Annotated in this window: 13 protein-coding genes and 1 pseudogene; 8 read left to right on the top strand and 6 right to left on the bottom strand. The window is 72.3% G+C overall.

All coding sequences use genetic code 11. From position 1 onward, the window contains the following. Positions 1 to 474: 474 nt before the first annotated feature. The 3 genes from MKW14_RS04205 to MKW14_RS04200 form a co-directional block, all read right to left on the bottom strand. Positions 475 to 1,512, bottom strand: coding sequence for a cation diffusion facilitator family transporter (locus tag MKW14_RS04205; protein WP_276618168.1), 1,038 nt, complete (start codon positions 1,510 to 1,512; stop codon positions 475 to 477). A gap of 335 nt (positions 1,513 to 1,847) precedes the next feature. Further along, the gene (locus MKW14_RS40825; protein ID WP_276618166.1) at positions 1,848 to 1,976 is read right to left on the bottom strand and encodes a hypothetical protein; all 129 of its coding nucleotides are present in this window, start codon (positions 1,974 to 1,976) and stop codon (positions 1,848 to 1,850) included. A gap of 102 nt (positions 1,977 to 2,078) precedes the next feature. Further along, entirely contained in the window at positions 2,079 to 2,216 is a 138-nt protein-coding gene (locus MKW14_RS04200; RefSeq protein ID WP_240858877.1) for a hypothetical protein, read from the bottom strand. Between the two features lie 212 nt (positions 2,217 to 2,428). Between MKW14_RS04200 and MKW14_RS04195 the strand changes: the two genes are divergently transcribed. The 3 genes and pseudogenes from MKW14_RS04195 (at position 2,429) to MKW14_RS04185 (ending at position 5,658) form a co-directional block, all read left to right on the top strand. Continuing rightward, a complete protein-coding gene (locus MKW14_RS04195) occupies positions 2,429 to 3,151 on the top strand; it encodes a DUF1775 domain-containing protein (protein ID WP_240858876.1) in 723 nt (240 codons plus the stop codon). Positions 3,152 to 3,324: 173 nt separating this feature from the next. Beyond that, positions 3,325 to 3,642 (top strand): annotated as a pseudogene (locus tag MKW14_RS04190) (polysaccharide deacetylase family protein); the annotation flags it as partial. Positions 3,643 to 3,888: 246 nt separating this feature from the next. Next, positions 3,889 to 5,658 (top strand): glycoside hydrolase family 15 protein, encoded by a 1,770-nt coding sequence (locus MKW14_RS04185; RefSeq protein WP_240858873.1) that lies wholly within the window; start codon positions 3,889 to 3,891, stop codon positions 5,656 to 5,658. 39 nt (positions 5,659 to 5,697) lie between these two features. On the opposite strand, the gene MKW14_RS04180 is transcribed toward MKW14_RS04185, so the two are convergent. Next, positions 5,698 to 6,729 (bottom strand): alpha/beta fold hydrolase, encoded by a 1,032-nt coding sequence (locus MKW14_RS04180; RefSeq protein ID WP_240858871.1) that lies wholly within the window; start codon positions 6,727 to 6,729, stop codon positions 5,698 to 5,700. Between the two features lie 94 nt (positions 6,730 to 6,823). Here MKW14_RS04180 and MKW14_RS40820 point away from each other — a divergent pair, with 94 nt between their 5' ends. Beyond that, positions 6,824 to 6,952 carry a hypothetical protein gene (locus MKW14_RS40820; protein WP_276618163.1) on the top strand — a complete coding sequence of 43 codons (129 nt, stop codon included), beginning with the start codon at positions 6,824 to 6,826 and terminating at the stop codon, positions 6,950 to 6,952. A gap of 278 nt (positions 6,953 to 7,230) precedes the next feature. On the opposite strand, the gene MKW14_RS04175 is transcribed toward MKW14_RS40820, so the two are convergent. Next, positions 7,231 to 7,710: an ATP-binding protein gene (locus tag MKW14_RS04175; protein WP_240858869.1), complete on the bottom strand. Its 480-nt coding sequence runs from the start codon at positions 7,708 to 7,710 to the stop codon at positions 7,231 to 7,233. A gap of 238 nt (positions 7,711 to 7,948) precedes the next feature. Between MKW14_RS04175 and MKW14_RS04170 the strand changes: the two genes are divergently transcribed. Both MKW14_RS04170 and MKW14_RS04165 read left to right on the top strand, forming a co-directional pair. Next, positions 7,949 to 9,862, top strand: a complete 1,914-nt coding sequence (locus MKW14_RS04170; protein WP_240858867.1) for a glycoside hydrolase family 15 protein — start codon at positions 7,949 to 7,951, stop codon at positions 9,860 to 9,862. Then, the gene (locus tag MKW14_RS04165) at positions 9,855 to 11,273 is read left to right on the top strand and encodes an MFS transporter (RefSeq protein WP_240858866.1); all 1,419 of its coding nucleotides are present in this window, start codon (positions 9,855 to 9,857) and stop codon (positions 11,271 to 11,273) included. The genes MKW14_RS04170 and MKW14_RS04165 overlap by 8 nt, the downstream gene beginning before the upstream one ends. Here MKW14_RS04165 and MKW14_RS04160 read toward each other — a convergent pair whose 3' ends face one another. Further along, positions 11,274 to 11,798 carry an ATP-binding protein gene (locus MKW14_RS04160; protein WP_240858865.1) on the bottom strand — a complete coding sequence of 175 codons (525 nt, stop codon included), beginning with the start codon at positions 11,796 to 11,798 and terminating at the stop codon, positions 11,274 to 11,276. 227 nt (positions 11,799 to 12,025) lie between these two features. Between MKW14_RS04160 and MKW14_RS04155 the strand changes: the two genes are divergently transcribed. Further along, positions 12,026 to 12,433, top strand: coding sequence for a RidA family protein (locus tag MKW14_RS04155; protein WP_240858864.1), 408 nt, complete (start codon positions 12,026 to 12,028; stop codon positions 12,431 to 12,433). A 225-nt stretch (positions 12,434 to 12,658) separates the two neighbouring features. Then, on the top strand, positions 12,659 to 13,303 hold the full coding sequence (locus MKW14_RS04150; RefSeq protein WP_240858863.1) for a DUF1707 SHOCT-like domain-containing protein: 645 nt from the start codon (positions 12,659 to 12,661) through the stop codon (positions 13,301 to 13,303). Positions 13,304 to 13,313: the final 10 nt, after the last annotated feature.

The following is a 13,313-nucleotide window of genomic DNA, read 5'->3' as shown; positions in this document are numbered from 1 at the left end:
CCTCACCGCGATCCCCACCCTGATCGTCTACTTCGTCCTGCAACGCCAGTTCGTCAGCGGCCTCACCCTCGGCGCCAACAAGGGCTGAGCCGACCGAGTCACAGGGCGTTCAGCAGGACGACGTACACGCCCGTGCCGATACCGACGCTGAGGATCGTGCGGCGGCCGAAGGCCAGGTGCACGGCGACGGTGACACAGACGGCGAGCGGGGCGTACCAACGCCCCGCTCGTCCTTGGTCATCGAGCCGTGCAGGGCGGTCACGGCGAGGATCAGAAGGATGCCGACCGGCATCCACGCCGACAGCCGCCGCACGGGCCCTTGACCGGTGCGGGCAACTGGGCCTGCAGCACCAGCAGCCCGAGCGCGTCGGGGGTGCCGAACAGCCGCCGCAGCTCCAGAACCTCCTCGGCGCGGCACGATGAAGACGGTCAAGCCGGCCCCGTGGCTCCGCCCCTCACGGCCCGTGTCCCGGATCAGTGGTCGTGCGGGCCCGGGCGGTGGACCGGGCCGTGGGCGTCGTCGCAGTGGTCGGGGGCGTCCGCCGTGGGGGTGGTGATCTGCAGCAGGGTGCCGGCTCGGGCCCCCTCGCCGAGGTGGTCGACCTGGAGCGTGGTGTGGGTGATGCCGTAGTCGTGGCGCAGCAGGTCCTCCAGATCACGGCGGACGGCGTGGCAGTCGCCGCCGGGTTCGACCAGGACGTGCGCGGAGAGCGCGGACTGGCCGGAGGTGATCTGCCAGACGTGCAGGTCGTGCACCTCGACGACGGCCCGCTGGGCGACGAGCTGGTCGCCCACGGCGTCCGGGTCCATATCGGCGGGCGCCGCCTCCAGGAAGATGCGGCCGGACTCGCGCAGCAGCCCGTAGCCGGCCTTCACCATGAGGGCGACCACCACGAGGGTGGCGATGGGGTCGGCGCGGTCGAAGCCGGTCAGGACGACGATCAGGGCGGCGACGGCGGTGCCGACGAAGGCGAACAGGTCGTTGAGAATGTGCTGGTAGGCGCCCTCCACGTTGAGGGAGCTGCGGTTGGCCCGGGAGATGCACCAGGTGGCGACCACGTTCACGGCGATGCCGGTGAGGGCGGTGGCGAGCATCAGGCCGCCCTCGACCTCGGGCGGGCTGATCAGCCGTCGTACCGCCTCGTACGCCAGCCAGGCGCCCAGCAGGAGCAGGGTCAGGCCGTTGGCCTGGGCGGAGAGGATCTCGGCGCGCTTGAGGCCGTAGGTGTAGCCGCCGCGGGCGGGGCGGGCGGCGAGGCGCATCGCGATCAGCGCGAGCACGATGGAGGCGGCGTCGGTGAGCATGTGCGCCGCGTCCGAGATCAGGGCCAGGGAGCCGGCGATGACGCCGACGACGACCTCGACCGCCATGAAGGCCGTGATCAGGGTCAGGGCCATGCCCAGCCAGCGGCGGTCCGCCTCCGCCGACACACCGTGGGAGTGCCCGCCGTGACCGTGTCCGTCGGCCCCGTGGTCGTGCCCCGGTCCGTGGCCGTGGCCGTGATCGCTCATGTCGTACGCCTTCCCCCTCGCGGCGGGTGTCCACGCCGCAGTGAAACGCATGGTCGAGTGAATCGCCAAAGGCTGCACCGGTGACCGTTGTCATCATCGTTAAGATGTCGCTGACCTGGGGGGATGGGGGGTGCCTCGGTGGGGATGGGATCGGTTTCCATGAGCGGGCGCGAACCCGTGAACACCGCGCCCCACCTCGCCGTATACGACGAGGTGATGGCAGGCGCGGCTCCGCGTGGCGGCCGGTGCGCGGGCGGGCGGCCGAGCCGCGCGATGGCGTGCCTGCGGGCCGGGCTGTTCGCGCTCGTCGGCAGTGTGCTCGCGGCCCTCGGCCATCACGCGGTCGCGGAGGGCGCGGTGCCCTGGCGTCCGGTGGCCGCCTTCGCCCTCGCGCAGTTCGCCCTGCTGTGGCCGGTCGCCGGGCGCCGCCTGACCCTGGCCGCGGTCACCGGGTGCACGCTCACCGCCCAGGGCTCCCTCCATCTCACGCTGACCTGGGCGGGCGGCACGGGCCACCACGGCGGCGGGCACCCGGCCATGCCGGTAGGTGACGGACACGCCTGGCATCACAGCTCCGCCGCGATGACGACCGCGCACACGGCCGCCGCTCTGGCGGCCGGGTGGCTGCTGTACCGCGCGGACACGGCGATGGCGGCGGCGCTGGCCGCCACCCGCCCGCTGCGCCGGGCCGTGGCCGCCCTCATGGCACGGCTGCTGCTCCCGCTCCGTACGGCCGCCCCGTACGAGCCCTCGGCACCACGGCCGGCCGGCTGCCTCGAACTCCCCCCGCCCGTATGGACGTACACCTTGGAACACGCGCTGGTACGCAGAGGACCTCCGGGACGCCCGCCGTCCCGCACCGTCCTCACCGGGCCCGGGCCTCGGCCCGCCCGGTTCCATCAGCAAGGAGTTCCCCATGTCCACGTACCACCGTGCCCGTACGGCATGCCGCGTCACGTTCGCCGGCGCCCTCGCGCTGACGGCCACGCTCGCGTTGGCCGGTCCGGCCCTCGCCCATGCGGAGGTCGAGGCCGACACCCCGCGGGCCCTCGCCGAGAACGTCACCCTCAGCTTCGTCTCGGAGGCGGAGTCCGACAGCGCGGGCTTCACCCAGCTGCGCGTCGTCCTGCCCGAGGGCATCGCCCCCGGTGACGTGAAGCTCGACGCGGCCCCCAAGGGTTGGAAGCTCAAGCCCACCGGTGACGGCTACACGCTCGGCGGTCCCGCGCTGAAGGCGGGCGTCGACGCCGAGCACAGCATCAAGGTCAGGCAGCTGCCGGACGCGAAGGAGATCGCCTTCAAGACCGTCGAGACCTACAGCGACGGCGAGATCTCCCGCTGGATCGAGCTGCCCGACGGCGGCCCCGAGCCCGAACAGCCCGCTCCGGTCCTGAAGTTGACGGCGGCGGCACCCGGCGCCAAGCCCGCCGTCACCGCTTCGGCACCGAGCAGCCCGACCCCGTCGGCCGCCGCATCAGCACCGTCGGACGCGACGCCGGCCGCGTCCGAGGAGGCGGCGGAGCGGGACGAGGACTCCTCGACGGTCCCGCTCGTCGCCGGTGTCGCCGTGGCCGTGGTCGCCCTCGGCGGCGGAGCCTGGTGGCTGGTCAGGCGGCGGTCCGCTTCGGCGGAGAGCTGAGCGGGTGCGCGGCAGGCGCCCCGTCGGGGGTGCCTGCCGCGCAGGTCGTCGTCCGGGCGGCCCTCAGCCGGTGATGCCGAGAGGCGCCAGATCTGGTTCTTCTTGGTGGCGAGGGCGCTCGCGGGATCACAGGTCCACGGGTGGATCAGGGCGCCGCCCGTGGTGGAGACAACCGGCCGCCGTACGGCATCCTCACCTCGGGCCGCTGGATCCCCGCCCGGCGGGCCGGGCTGCGGCTCGTGCTGTGGTCGGCCTGGGGCAGGGACGGGACGGCGGACGCCACGGCCGCCTCCGTACGGGCGCTGATCGGGGCGGATCTGCGCGGCTGGGGCACCGTGCTGCTGCACGACTCCGACCGGGTCTCGGCCGCCGGGGCGTGGCGTTCGGCGCTCGGCGCGCTGCCCGGCCTCGTCAACGACTGCCGGGAGGCGGGACCGCGGGTGGGTCCGCTCGCCGAGCACGGCACTCGGTGCCGAAGTCGGGGAGAGTGACGGCAGGGGGTTTCAAGCCGGGGAAGTCGGGTCACTCCTCGTCCTGGCAGCCTTGCCCGGTGGCGCAGCGGGCCTGCCGCGATGGCGCGTATCGCTGGGTGCACGAGGACGCGCGGCCGCGGTTCTTCCTGGGAGGCCCGTTGCGCGCACCGGGCGGGGCTGCCCTCGGCGCTCGGCTGTCCCGCACGGGCCGGCTCGCGGCCCGTCCGCCCGGAAAGACCCGGTTCCATGAACGACAGAGACGGTATGCCAGAGGACAAGGACATCTGCCCCCCGTGGGTCCTGCGCGAGTACGCCCTCCTCGCCGACGGCGAGCGGGGGGCGCTGGTGGATCCGCACGGACGGATCGTCTGGATGTGCGCGCCACGCTGGCACAGCGACGCCGTCTTCTCCTCCCTCATCGGCGGCAACGGCTACTTCGCGGTCGAGCCCGTGGAGCGGTGGCGGGTGTGGGGCGGCTACTACGAGGACGGCAGCCTCATCCGGGTCAGCCGCTGGGTGAGTGCGGACAGCGTGATCGAGTGCCGCGACGCGCTGGCCCTGCCGACGTCCGCGGACCGGCTGGTGCTGCTGCGCCGGATGCGCGTCGAACAGGGCCGGGCACGGCTGCGGCTGGCCCTCGACCCCCGCCCCGGCTTCGGTACGGAGCGGATGCGGGAACCGCGCCTCGACGGGCGGACGTGGGCGGCCCGGGCGGGCGATCTGCGGCTGCGGCTCCTCGGCGCGCACCGGGCGTCCTGGGACCCCGAGTCGGGACTGCGCGGGGAGTTCCGGCTGAGCGAGGGCGAGGAGCACGACCTCGTCCTGGAACTCGCCACCACGGATACCACCGCGGACACCGAAGGCGCCCTGGATCCAGGTGAGCTGTGGCGCCGTACGGAGGAGGAGTGGCGCCGCGCGATCCCGGACTGCTCCGCCCTGGTCGCACCCCGCGACGCCCGCCACGCCTATGCCGTGCTGCGCGGCCTGACCAGTGCGGCGGGCGGCATGGTCGCCGCGGCGACCACGTCGCTGCCGGAGCGGGCGAACACCGGCCGCAACTACGACTACCGCTTCGCCTGGCTGCGCGACCAGTGCTACGCCGGCCTGGCCGTCGCGGCCCACGGGCCCCATCCCCTCTTCGACGGCGCCGTACGGTTCACCACCGAGCGCGTCCTCGCCGACGGCGACGGCGTCCACCCGGCCTACACCGTGGACGGCCATCGGGTGCCCAGGGAGCGCCGACTGCCGCTGCCCGGCTATCCGGGCGGCAGCGACCGCGTCGGGAACCAGGCGGCCACCCAGTTCCAGCTCGACACCTTCGGCGAGGCGCTCCAGCTGTTCGCCGCCGCGGCCCGCCTCGACCGGCTCGACCGGGACACCGAGCGCGCGGTGGAGGTGGCGCTGGACGCCGTTCAGGCGCACTGGAAGCGGCCCGACGCCAGCCTGTGGGAGCTGGAGGACCGCTGGTGGACCCACTCCCGGCTGAGCGTGGTGTGCGGGCTGCGCCGCATCGCGGAGGTCATGCCCGGGCCGGTCGGCCGGCGCTGCGCCGAGACCGCCGACGTCGTCTACGCCGAGACCCGCCGCCGCTGTCTGCGCCCCGACGGACGCTGGAGCCGGGCGGCGGACGACGACGGCCCCGAAGCGGCCCTGCTGCTCCCCCTGGCCCGCGGCTGCCCGCCGGCCGACGACCCCAGCAACGCGATCACCCGCGCCTTCGTCGAGGAGGGCCTGGCCGAGGACGGATACCTGTACCGCTTCGACCACCCCGGCATCCCGCTCGGCGAGGCCGAAGGGGCCTTCCTGCTGTGCGGGTTCACCATGGCGCTGGCCACCCATCATCTCGGCGACCGGGACGGCGCCCTGCGCTGGTTCGAACGCACCCGGGCGGCGTGCGGCCCGTCCGGGCTGTTCGCGGAGGAATACGACGTACGACAACGCCAGCTGCGCGGCAACCTGCCCCAGGCCTTCGTCCACGCGCTGTTGCTGGAGTGCGCGGTCCGACTGAAGGACGCCTCCGGGACCGCACGCTGAGGCAGGACGGCAGACCGGGTCGAAGGCCGGCCCAGCACGCTAGTGCGCGGCGGCGCGGGGGTGTGCGAGGGCTTCCACGGCCGCCGCGACCTGGCGAGGGCTGGAGATCATGGTGAGGTGGCGGGCCCCGGGGATCAGGGTGGGCGGGGGTGCGCCGACGCGCCGGGCGGTCTGCCACGGGCTCTGCTTGCTGAACACGTCGTCCTGGGCACCGAAGACGACGGACTTGGGGATGTGCACGGCGGCCAGACGGGCCACCTGATCCGCGGGCAGGCCCGGCACACCCTCGCCGAGCATGTCCCACAGCGCGGTCTCCGCCCCCGCCACCCGCAACGGCCGCCGCCACTCGTCCACCCCGGCCGCGTCCAGCCGCGGACAGGCCGGCCCGCACTGGGCGTCGTAGAACGAACGGATCAGCCAGTCCATGCCGAGGCCGAGGCGCAGCAGGCTGGTGCGGTAGGGGTCGATCAGCAGGTACTTGAAGGCCGACGGCGGACCCGCGCCGGTGTCCCGGGCGTCCCCGTCGAGCAGCATCACGCCGGCCAGCCGGCCCGGGGCGCGCAGGGCCGCCTGCGTGACCACCGCGGCCCCGCTGGAGTGGCCCACCAGCAGAGGGCGTTGCCCCGGGCCGCCCAGGTGCAGGGCGGTCAGGAAGCCCAACAGCTGGCGGGTGAAGTGGTCGACGGTGTAGGGGCCACGACGCCGGCTGTAGCCGTCCCCGGTCAGATCCAGCGCGTACACGCGATGATCGCGGGCCAGCAGCGGGGCGAGGCGGGACCAGGTGTCCGCCTGCTCGAACGCGCCGTGGACGAGGACGACGGGCGAACCGGTCGTGCCCCAGGTCCGGTACCGGGTGCGGACATCGCCCGCCTGCACATAGCGCAGCCCCTTCGGAGGGGCCGCCCGCCCCGCCGTGAACGCGTTGAACACCAGCGAGACCGTGGTGACGACGGCCAGCAGCACCGTCCAGACGAACACCGCGCGCCGCAGCCACCGCCCCAGCCGCGACGGGCCCCGCGCGGGCGTGCTCCCTGCGGCCTCGGTATCCACCGGCCGGGGTTCGACATCCACGGACGCTTCCCTTCTCTCCCTGACCTCCGCCCCACAGCATCGCCCGGTCGGGGACGGGGATCATCCGCCGGGGGTCGTCATCTCGCGTACTCCCGTGGGCGTAAACGCCGTCACCGCGCTGCCGCTGTGCCTCGCGGGGTTCGGGGCCGGCGTCCCGATCGCGTCCGTCGGCCGGCTGTGGCCGACGCTGTACGAACGCCGGCGCCGGAAGAGGCGGGTGTAGCCCCGAGAGGTGGGGGTAGACGTGCGCCTGGCGGTCGGGAAGGGCTGTGACCTGGGGAGGTTGAGCAGCCCTTCCCGACCGACTCGCTCCGTCGGCTCAGCCGTTGACCGGGGCGACTTCGACGTAGTCGATGTCTCCCAGGACTTCATCCCGGAGAACACCGCGATGGGCGGCAGGGTCATTGGGCGTCGAGCATGCCGTCCTCTTTTCGCGCCCACGACCCGCAGGCGCCACCGGACTTCCCCGGTGCGGCCGGGCAGGAGTGACGCGAGGTCAGGTCAGCCGACCTGATCGCCGGCCACGTCGCCCACGGCGTTCTCGGTCAGCAGCACGGCCGCCATGATCCGCTTGCCCACGGGCTCGCGGTGCATCTCGAGGCTGCGGCACAGGGCGGTCACGATCTCCAGCCCGTGCTGGCCGACCCGTCCCGGATCCATGGCCTGCACGAGCGGCAGCTGCGGTTCGCTGTCCCACACCGTCACCTCCACCGCCCCCTCACCGAGCTCCAGCGTCAGCAGGCACGGGCCCGGCGCGTACTTGTGGGCGTTGGTCACCAGCTCGCTCACCACGAGCTGGACGGCGCCGACCGCGCGCGGGGAGACCGTCAGTCCGTGCACGTCCTGGAGGTCGATGAGGAAGGAACGGGCCAGGTCACGGGCCTCGGCGATCGCTTCGTGACCCTCGAAGGCGACGGCGGCGGAGATCCGGCGCTCCAGCAGGGGTTGCGGACCCTCCTCGTTCTGCCCAGGCAGGTCCATACAGAGTCCGCCTCACGTCCGAAGCGCCGTTTGCCCACCCCACCTACCCCCGCCGCAACACCACATTCCGCATACCGGTGAAATCTCCTTGAGGTCATCACACCACCGGGTTACGGCCCGCTTTCACCCGCGGTGGGTGATGTCCCCGGCCTGGCCCGGCCGAAGACTTGTCGTGCACAGATCTGTGGCGGCGGACCGCCCTGCCGCCACGGTGTCCCGGACCCGGCAGGGGGATCACGTGAACCGGTACCCGCCCATCGCGGAACACGGCATGGTCGGCGACCTCCAGACCGCCGCCCTGGTGTCGTCCGGCGGAACCATCGACTGGTGGTGCACGCCCCGCTTCGACTCGCCCAGCGTCTTCGCCTCCCTCCTGGACGGCGAACGCGGCGGCCACTGCCGACTGGCCGCGGAGTTCCCGGACGGGAACGCCATGACCGTACGACAGCTGTACCTGTCCGACACGGCCATCCTGGTCACCCGCTTCATGGCGCCCGACGGAGTGGGCGAGGTCGCCGACTTCATGGTGCCCGACCCGTCCAAGGCACCGACCGACGCGCACCAGCTGGTGCGGGTGGTCCGGGTCGTCCGGGGCCGGCTGCCCTTCGCCCTCACCTGCCGGCCGCGGTTCGACTACGGCCGCGGCACGCACACCCTCTCCCTCACCGACGAGCACGCGGCGGTCTTCCACGGCCCGGGCGCGGACCTGCATCTGCAGTCCACCGCCGGCATCGCCCTCCACGAGGACGGCGACGACGTCGGCGCCCGCTTCACCCTGCTCGCCGGGCAGGCCGCCGCCGTGGTGCTCACCAGCGCGCCCGGCGGGTCCTCCGCTCCGCCCGCGCCCACGCTGGAGGGGGTCGCGGACGCCATGGAGACGTGCCGCTCCTTCTGGCTGTCGTGGTTGCGCTCGTGCACCTACCGGGGCCGCTGGCAGGACATCGTGAACCGCTCGGCGATCACGCTCAAGCTGCTGACGTACGCGCCGACCGGCGCCCCCATCGCCGCCGCCACCATGGGACTGCCCGAGCAGATCGGCGGTGAGCGCAACTGGGACTACCGCTACACCTGGATCCGTGACGCGTCGCTGTCCGTCCGCGCGCTCATCGACCTGGGCTTCGAGGACGAGGCGTACGCGTTCCGCCGCTGGCTGCGCGAGCGCATCGAGACCAGGGACCTGAGCTCGGGCGACCCGCTGCAGATCATGTACCGGATCGACGGCGACCCCCAGCTGACCGAGGAGACCCTCGACCATCTGGAGGGCTACCTGGGCTCCCGGCCGGTGCGAGCCGGCAACGCGGCGGCCGACCAGCTCCAGCTCGACATCTACGGCGAGGCATCCGACGCGCTGATCGTCGGCGGGGACATCGGCGCGATCCGCGGCTGGCACGCGCTGAGCGAGGTCCTGGACTGGCTCGCCGAGCACTGGGACCAGCCCGACGAGGGGATCTGGGAGACCCGTGGCGGACGGCAGGACTTCACCTACAGCCGGCTGATGACCTGGGTGGCGTTCGACCGCGGCGTCCGCGCCGCCGCCGAGTTCTCCCGTCCCGCCGACACCGCCCGCTGGACCCGCGCACGGGACGCCGTCTTCCGGCAGATCGTCGAACACGGCTGGCACGACAAACGCCAGGCCTTCGTGCAGCACTACGACACCGACGTGCTGGACGCCTCACTGCTGCTGATGCCGAGGGTCGGCTTCGTCTCGCCCCACGACCCGGACTGGCTCAGCACCCTCGACGCCATGGACGAGGAACTCGTCAGCGACAGCCTGGTCTACCGGTACGACCCGGCGGCCTCCCCCGACGGCCTGCGCGGTTCGGAGGGCACCTTCAACCTGTGCAGCTTCTTCTACGTCGAGGCACTCGCCCGCAGCGGCAGGCTCAACCAGGCCCGGTACGCCTTCGACAAGATGCTGACCTACGCCAACCACGTCGGCCTGTTCGCGGAGGAGATCGGACCCTCGGGCGAGCAACTCGGCAACTTCCCGCAGGCGTTCACCCACCTCGCCCTGGTCACCGCGGCCATGGCACTCGACGAGGAACTCGAGAAGGCCCAAACCGGCCTGCGTCACGGTGACAGCGGCCACCCCGTCACCCATGGCCTCACGGTGCCCCACGCGGAGGCGGGCGGGGGCGGCACCGGTGGCTGAGACGGCCGCGGCGGCCCGGTCTCCGGGGCACAGCAAGGTGCTCGCCGCCCTCGCCCTCGCGCAGTTCATCTGCAGCTTCGCCGGCTCCAACATGAACGTGATGATCAACGACATCAGCGAGGACCTGGACACCAGCGTGCAGGGCGTGCAGGTCGCCATCACCGTCTTCCTGCTGGTCATGGCGGCACTGATGATCCCCGGCGGCAAGCTGACCGACCGCTATGGCCGAAAGCGCTGCTTCCTGGCCGGCCTGGTCGTCTACGCCGTCGGGTCGCTGCTCAGCGCGGCCGCTCCCGGCCTCGGCGTGCTGATCCTCGGCAACTCCATCTTCCAGGGCGTCGGTACGGCCCTGCTCATCCCGCCCGTGTACATCCTCACGACGCTCCTGCATCCGGACCTGACGTCCAGGGCACGGGCGTTCGGCATCGTCATGGCGCTGGGCGGCATCGGCGCGGCCGCCGGCCCGCTGATCGGCGGGCTGATCACCGAGTGGATCAGCTGGCGTGCCGCCTTCGTCTTCCAGGCCCTCGTCATCGCGGTGATCGTGACGCTGGGGCGGCGCCTGGAGGACCCTCTGCCGCCCGACCCGACCCGTTCCTTCGACACCGGTGGGGCGGTCCTGTCCGCCCTCGGTCTCGTCCTGGTCGTCATGGGCATCCTGGCCGCCGACAACAACCTCTGGCTGATGATCGGCCTGCTCGTCCTGGGCGCCCTGGTCCTGCTCTGGTTCTTCCGCCGGGTGGGCGCCAGCGAACGGTCCGGCGGTCAGCCGCTGCTGTCCCTCACCCTCTTCCGCGACCGCACCTCCAACCTGGGCCTGGTCACCCAGAACACGCAGTGGCTCCTGCTGATGGGAACCTCGTTCACGGTCGCCGCGTACCTCCAGGTCGTACGCCACTACAACGCCATCGAGACCGGTGTCATCTTCACCGCCGCCACTCTCGGGCTGCTCGTGTCGTCGCTGTCCGCCGCACGACTCGCGAAGCTGCGCCCCCAGCGCACCCTGATCATGGCCGGCTTCGTCGTCGCCATAGCCGGTGTGGCCCTGCTGGTCGCGCTGGCCGCCGCGTACACCACCGCCTGGGCCTACGTCCCCGGACTGCTCCTCATCGGGCTGGGCCTCGGCGGGATGCTGACCCCCTCGGTCAACGTCGTCCAGTCCAGCTTCCCCGAGGACCGGCAGGGCGAGATCTCGGGCCTGTCCCGCAGTGTCTCCAACCTCGGCTCCTCCTTCGGCACCGCCATCGCCGGCACGATCCTGGTCTCCGGCCTCACCAAGGGCGCCTACGCCGCCGCGATGATCACCCTCGCCATCACGGCCCTCATCGGCCTGGCCGCAGCGGCTCGCCTCCCGAGGACCGCCGCCGGCGACCGGCAGCCGGCCCGGCCCACCTCACCGGCGAGCCACTGATCACGAGGTCCGCCGGGTCCGGCCAGAGAGGGACGAGGACAACACCGTCCGGTCGGCCGTGCCGAGTTCGTCGCCCGTGACCAGCCGCAGATGGGCGGTGATCTCCTTGCCCCTGCCGCGGGGAGTGACGACGACCTCGTCGCTGACCGAGCGCACCAGGTGCAGTCCGTGTCCGCCGACGCGGCCGCGGTCGGGAGGTCTGACCGTCGGAGCCTGGGGCGAGGTGTCGTACAGGCTGATGGCCAGATGGGTGCCGGTCAGCCGCACCGTGAGCGCGCAGGGGCCGGGGGCGTGCCGCAGGACGTTGGTGACGAGTTCGCTGACGACGAGTTCGGCGTCCATGGCCCGGGACGCGGAAAGGGGTGCGCGGCCGGCGCTCGGGGCGTGGGCGAGGACGGCGCGCAGGTCGCGGCGTGCCTGGGCGGAGCGGGGCGTGGTCGGGCCCCAGGCTGCGGCGTAACGCAGCGTGGCGTGCTCGTTCCCGCCCGGCTCATCCTCCGCCTGCTTCATCAGCGGGATGACCATGTGGAGCTCTTTCGTTGTTCACCACTCGTGACCGATTGCCGCTCTTTCGGCTACCCGTGCACAGGACACATACACAGCCGCGACCATCGCGAGCGCCGACCACCACGGTGGTCACCGTCCGGTTACCCAGTCACCGAAAAGTGCGTTCTTCCACGTCAGCCCTCACTCTCCTACGGTTGTCGAGTAACCGAAAGAGACCACGAGGTCTGACAGGAAAGGCGGACAGCATGGCCATCACTCTCAGGAATCCCGAAGGACTGCCGAAGATCGACGTCTACCGTCAGGTGGCGATCGCCTCCGGTTCGCGGCTGGTCTTCGTAGCCGGGCAGGTCGCCTGGGACGCCGACGGGACGACCGTCGGCAAGGGGGACCTCGCCGCGCAGGTCGAGCGGTGCTACCTGAATGTCGCCACCGCCCTGGCCGAGGCCGGCGGCTCCTTCGACGACGTGGCGAAACTGACCTTCTACGTCGTCGACTGGAACCCCGACAAGATGCCCGAGCTCCTGGACGGCATCTCGCGGGCCACCGCGAGGCTCGGGGTCACTCCGGTCCCGCCGACCACGCTGATCGGGGTCGCGGCACTGGACGTCCCCGAGCACCTGGTCGAGATCGAGGCGACCGCGGTCCTCGACTGAGCATGTCCCGGGCCCTGAGCAACTGGCCCATGAGGCCCGGTTGTTGTCCCGTCCACGCCTCGGCATGATGGATGTCGTACGTCGTGAGTCACCACCGGCCACCGCCCTTCCGGGGCGGCACCCGGCCGGGGTCCATGTCGCGATATAGCGTTAGTCTTCTCGTCGCGTCGCTGCTCGCGTCGCACCAAGACGTCGGATGACGTTCGACAGGACCAGGACGGAAGCATGTCGGGAGAGATGTCGCCCACCCCCAAGGGCGCCGACCTCGGGTCGCCGCCCGAGCTGCGAGCCTCCCACGCGGACCGGGACCGCGTGGTGGACGTGCTGCGCATCGCGGCCGGGGACGGCCTGCTGACCTCGGACGAGTTGGACGAGCGGCTGGAGGTCGCCCTGTCGGCACGGACCCTGGGCGAACTGTCCGCGCTCACCGCCGACCTGCCGAACGTGTCGGCCGAGGCGGACGCCAAGGACGTGGTCCGCATCGAGCAGGTGCACAGCGGCGCGATCGAACGGGTGGGGCGCTGGGTGGTACCGCGGAGAATGGAACTCGCGGTGTACTGGTGCGATGTGACGCTCGACTTCACCGAGGCCGTGATCACGCACGACACCTTGCGGATCGACCTGGAGACGGCGGGGAAGACCCTGACGCTGATCACGAGGCCGGGCGTCGTCATCGACACGGACGGCCTGCGGCTGGTCCACAGCAAGCTCAAGTACCGCCGGGCCCCGGCGGAACCGGAGACTCCGGTCGTCCTGCGTGTGGAGCTGGTCGGTCAGAAGGCGCACGGCCGCGTGGTGGTACGGCCCCCTCGCCGGACCTTCGGCCAGTGGCTGCTGCGCAGGCCCACTCCCCCTGCCACAGGCGCCTGATCCGCTCCCG

Origin of the sequence: Streptomyces gilvus (assembly GCF_022513565.1) — a bacterium.
GTDB lineage: Bacteria > Actinomycetota > Actinomycetes > Streptomycetales > Streptomycetaceae > Streptomyces > Streptomyces gilvus.
The sequence above is the reverse complement of the archived record's forward strand: the minus strand, read 5'-3'. Positions and strand labels throughout refer to the sequence as shown.

Bases quoted from the DNA above. Each gene is read 5' to 3' on its own strand.
- MKW14_RS04205 (WP_276618168.1), bottom strand. From the start codon at position 1,512: ATGAGCGATCACGGCCACGGCCACGGACCGGGGCACGACCACGGGGCC.
- MKW14_RS04200 (WP_240858877.1), bottom strand. From the start codon at position 2,216: ATGAGGGCGGCCACGGCCCGGCGCAGCGGGCGGGTGGCGGCCAGCGCC.
- MKW14_RS04195 (WP_240858876.1), top strand. From the start codon at position 2,429: ATGTCCACGTACCACCGTGCCCGTACGGCATGCCGCGTCACGTTCGCC.
- MKW14_RS04185 (WP_240858873.1), top strand. From the start codon at position 3,889: ATGCCAGAGGACAAGGACATCTGCCCCCCGTGGGTCCTGCGCGAGTAC.
- MKW14_RS04175 (WP_240858869.1), bottom strand. From the start codon at position 7,710: ATGGACCTGCCTGGGCAGAACGAGGAGGGTCCGCAACCCCTGCTGGAG.
- MKW14_RS04160 (WP_240858865.1), bottom strand. From the start codon at position 11,798: ATGGTCATCCCGCTGATGAAGCAGGCGGAGGATGAGCCGGGCGGGAAC.
- MKW14_RS04155 (WP_240858864.1), top strand. From the start codon at position 12,026: ATGGCCATCACTCTCAGGAATCCCGAAGGACTGCCGAAGATCGACGTC.
- MKW14_RS04150 (WP_240858863.1), top strand. From the start codon at position 12,659: ATGTCGGGAGAGATGTCGCCCACCCCCAAGGGCGCCGACCTCGGGTCG.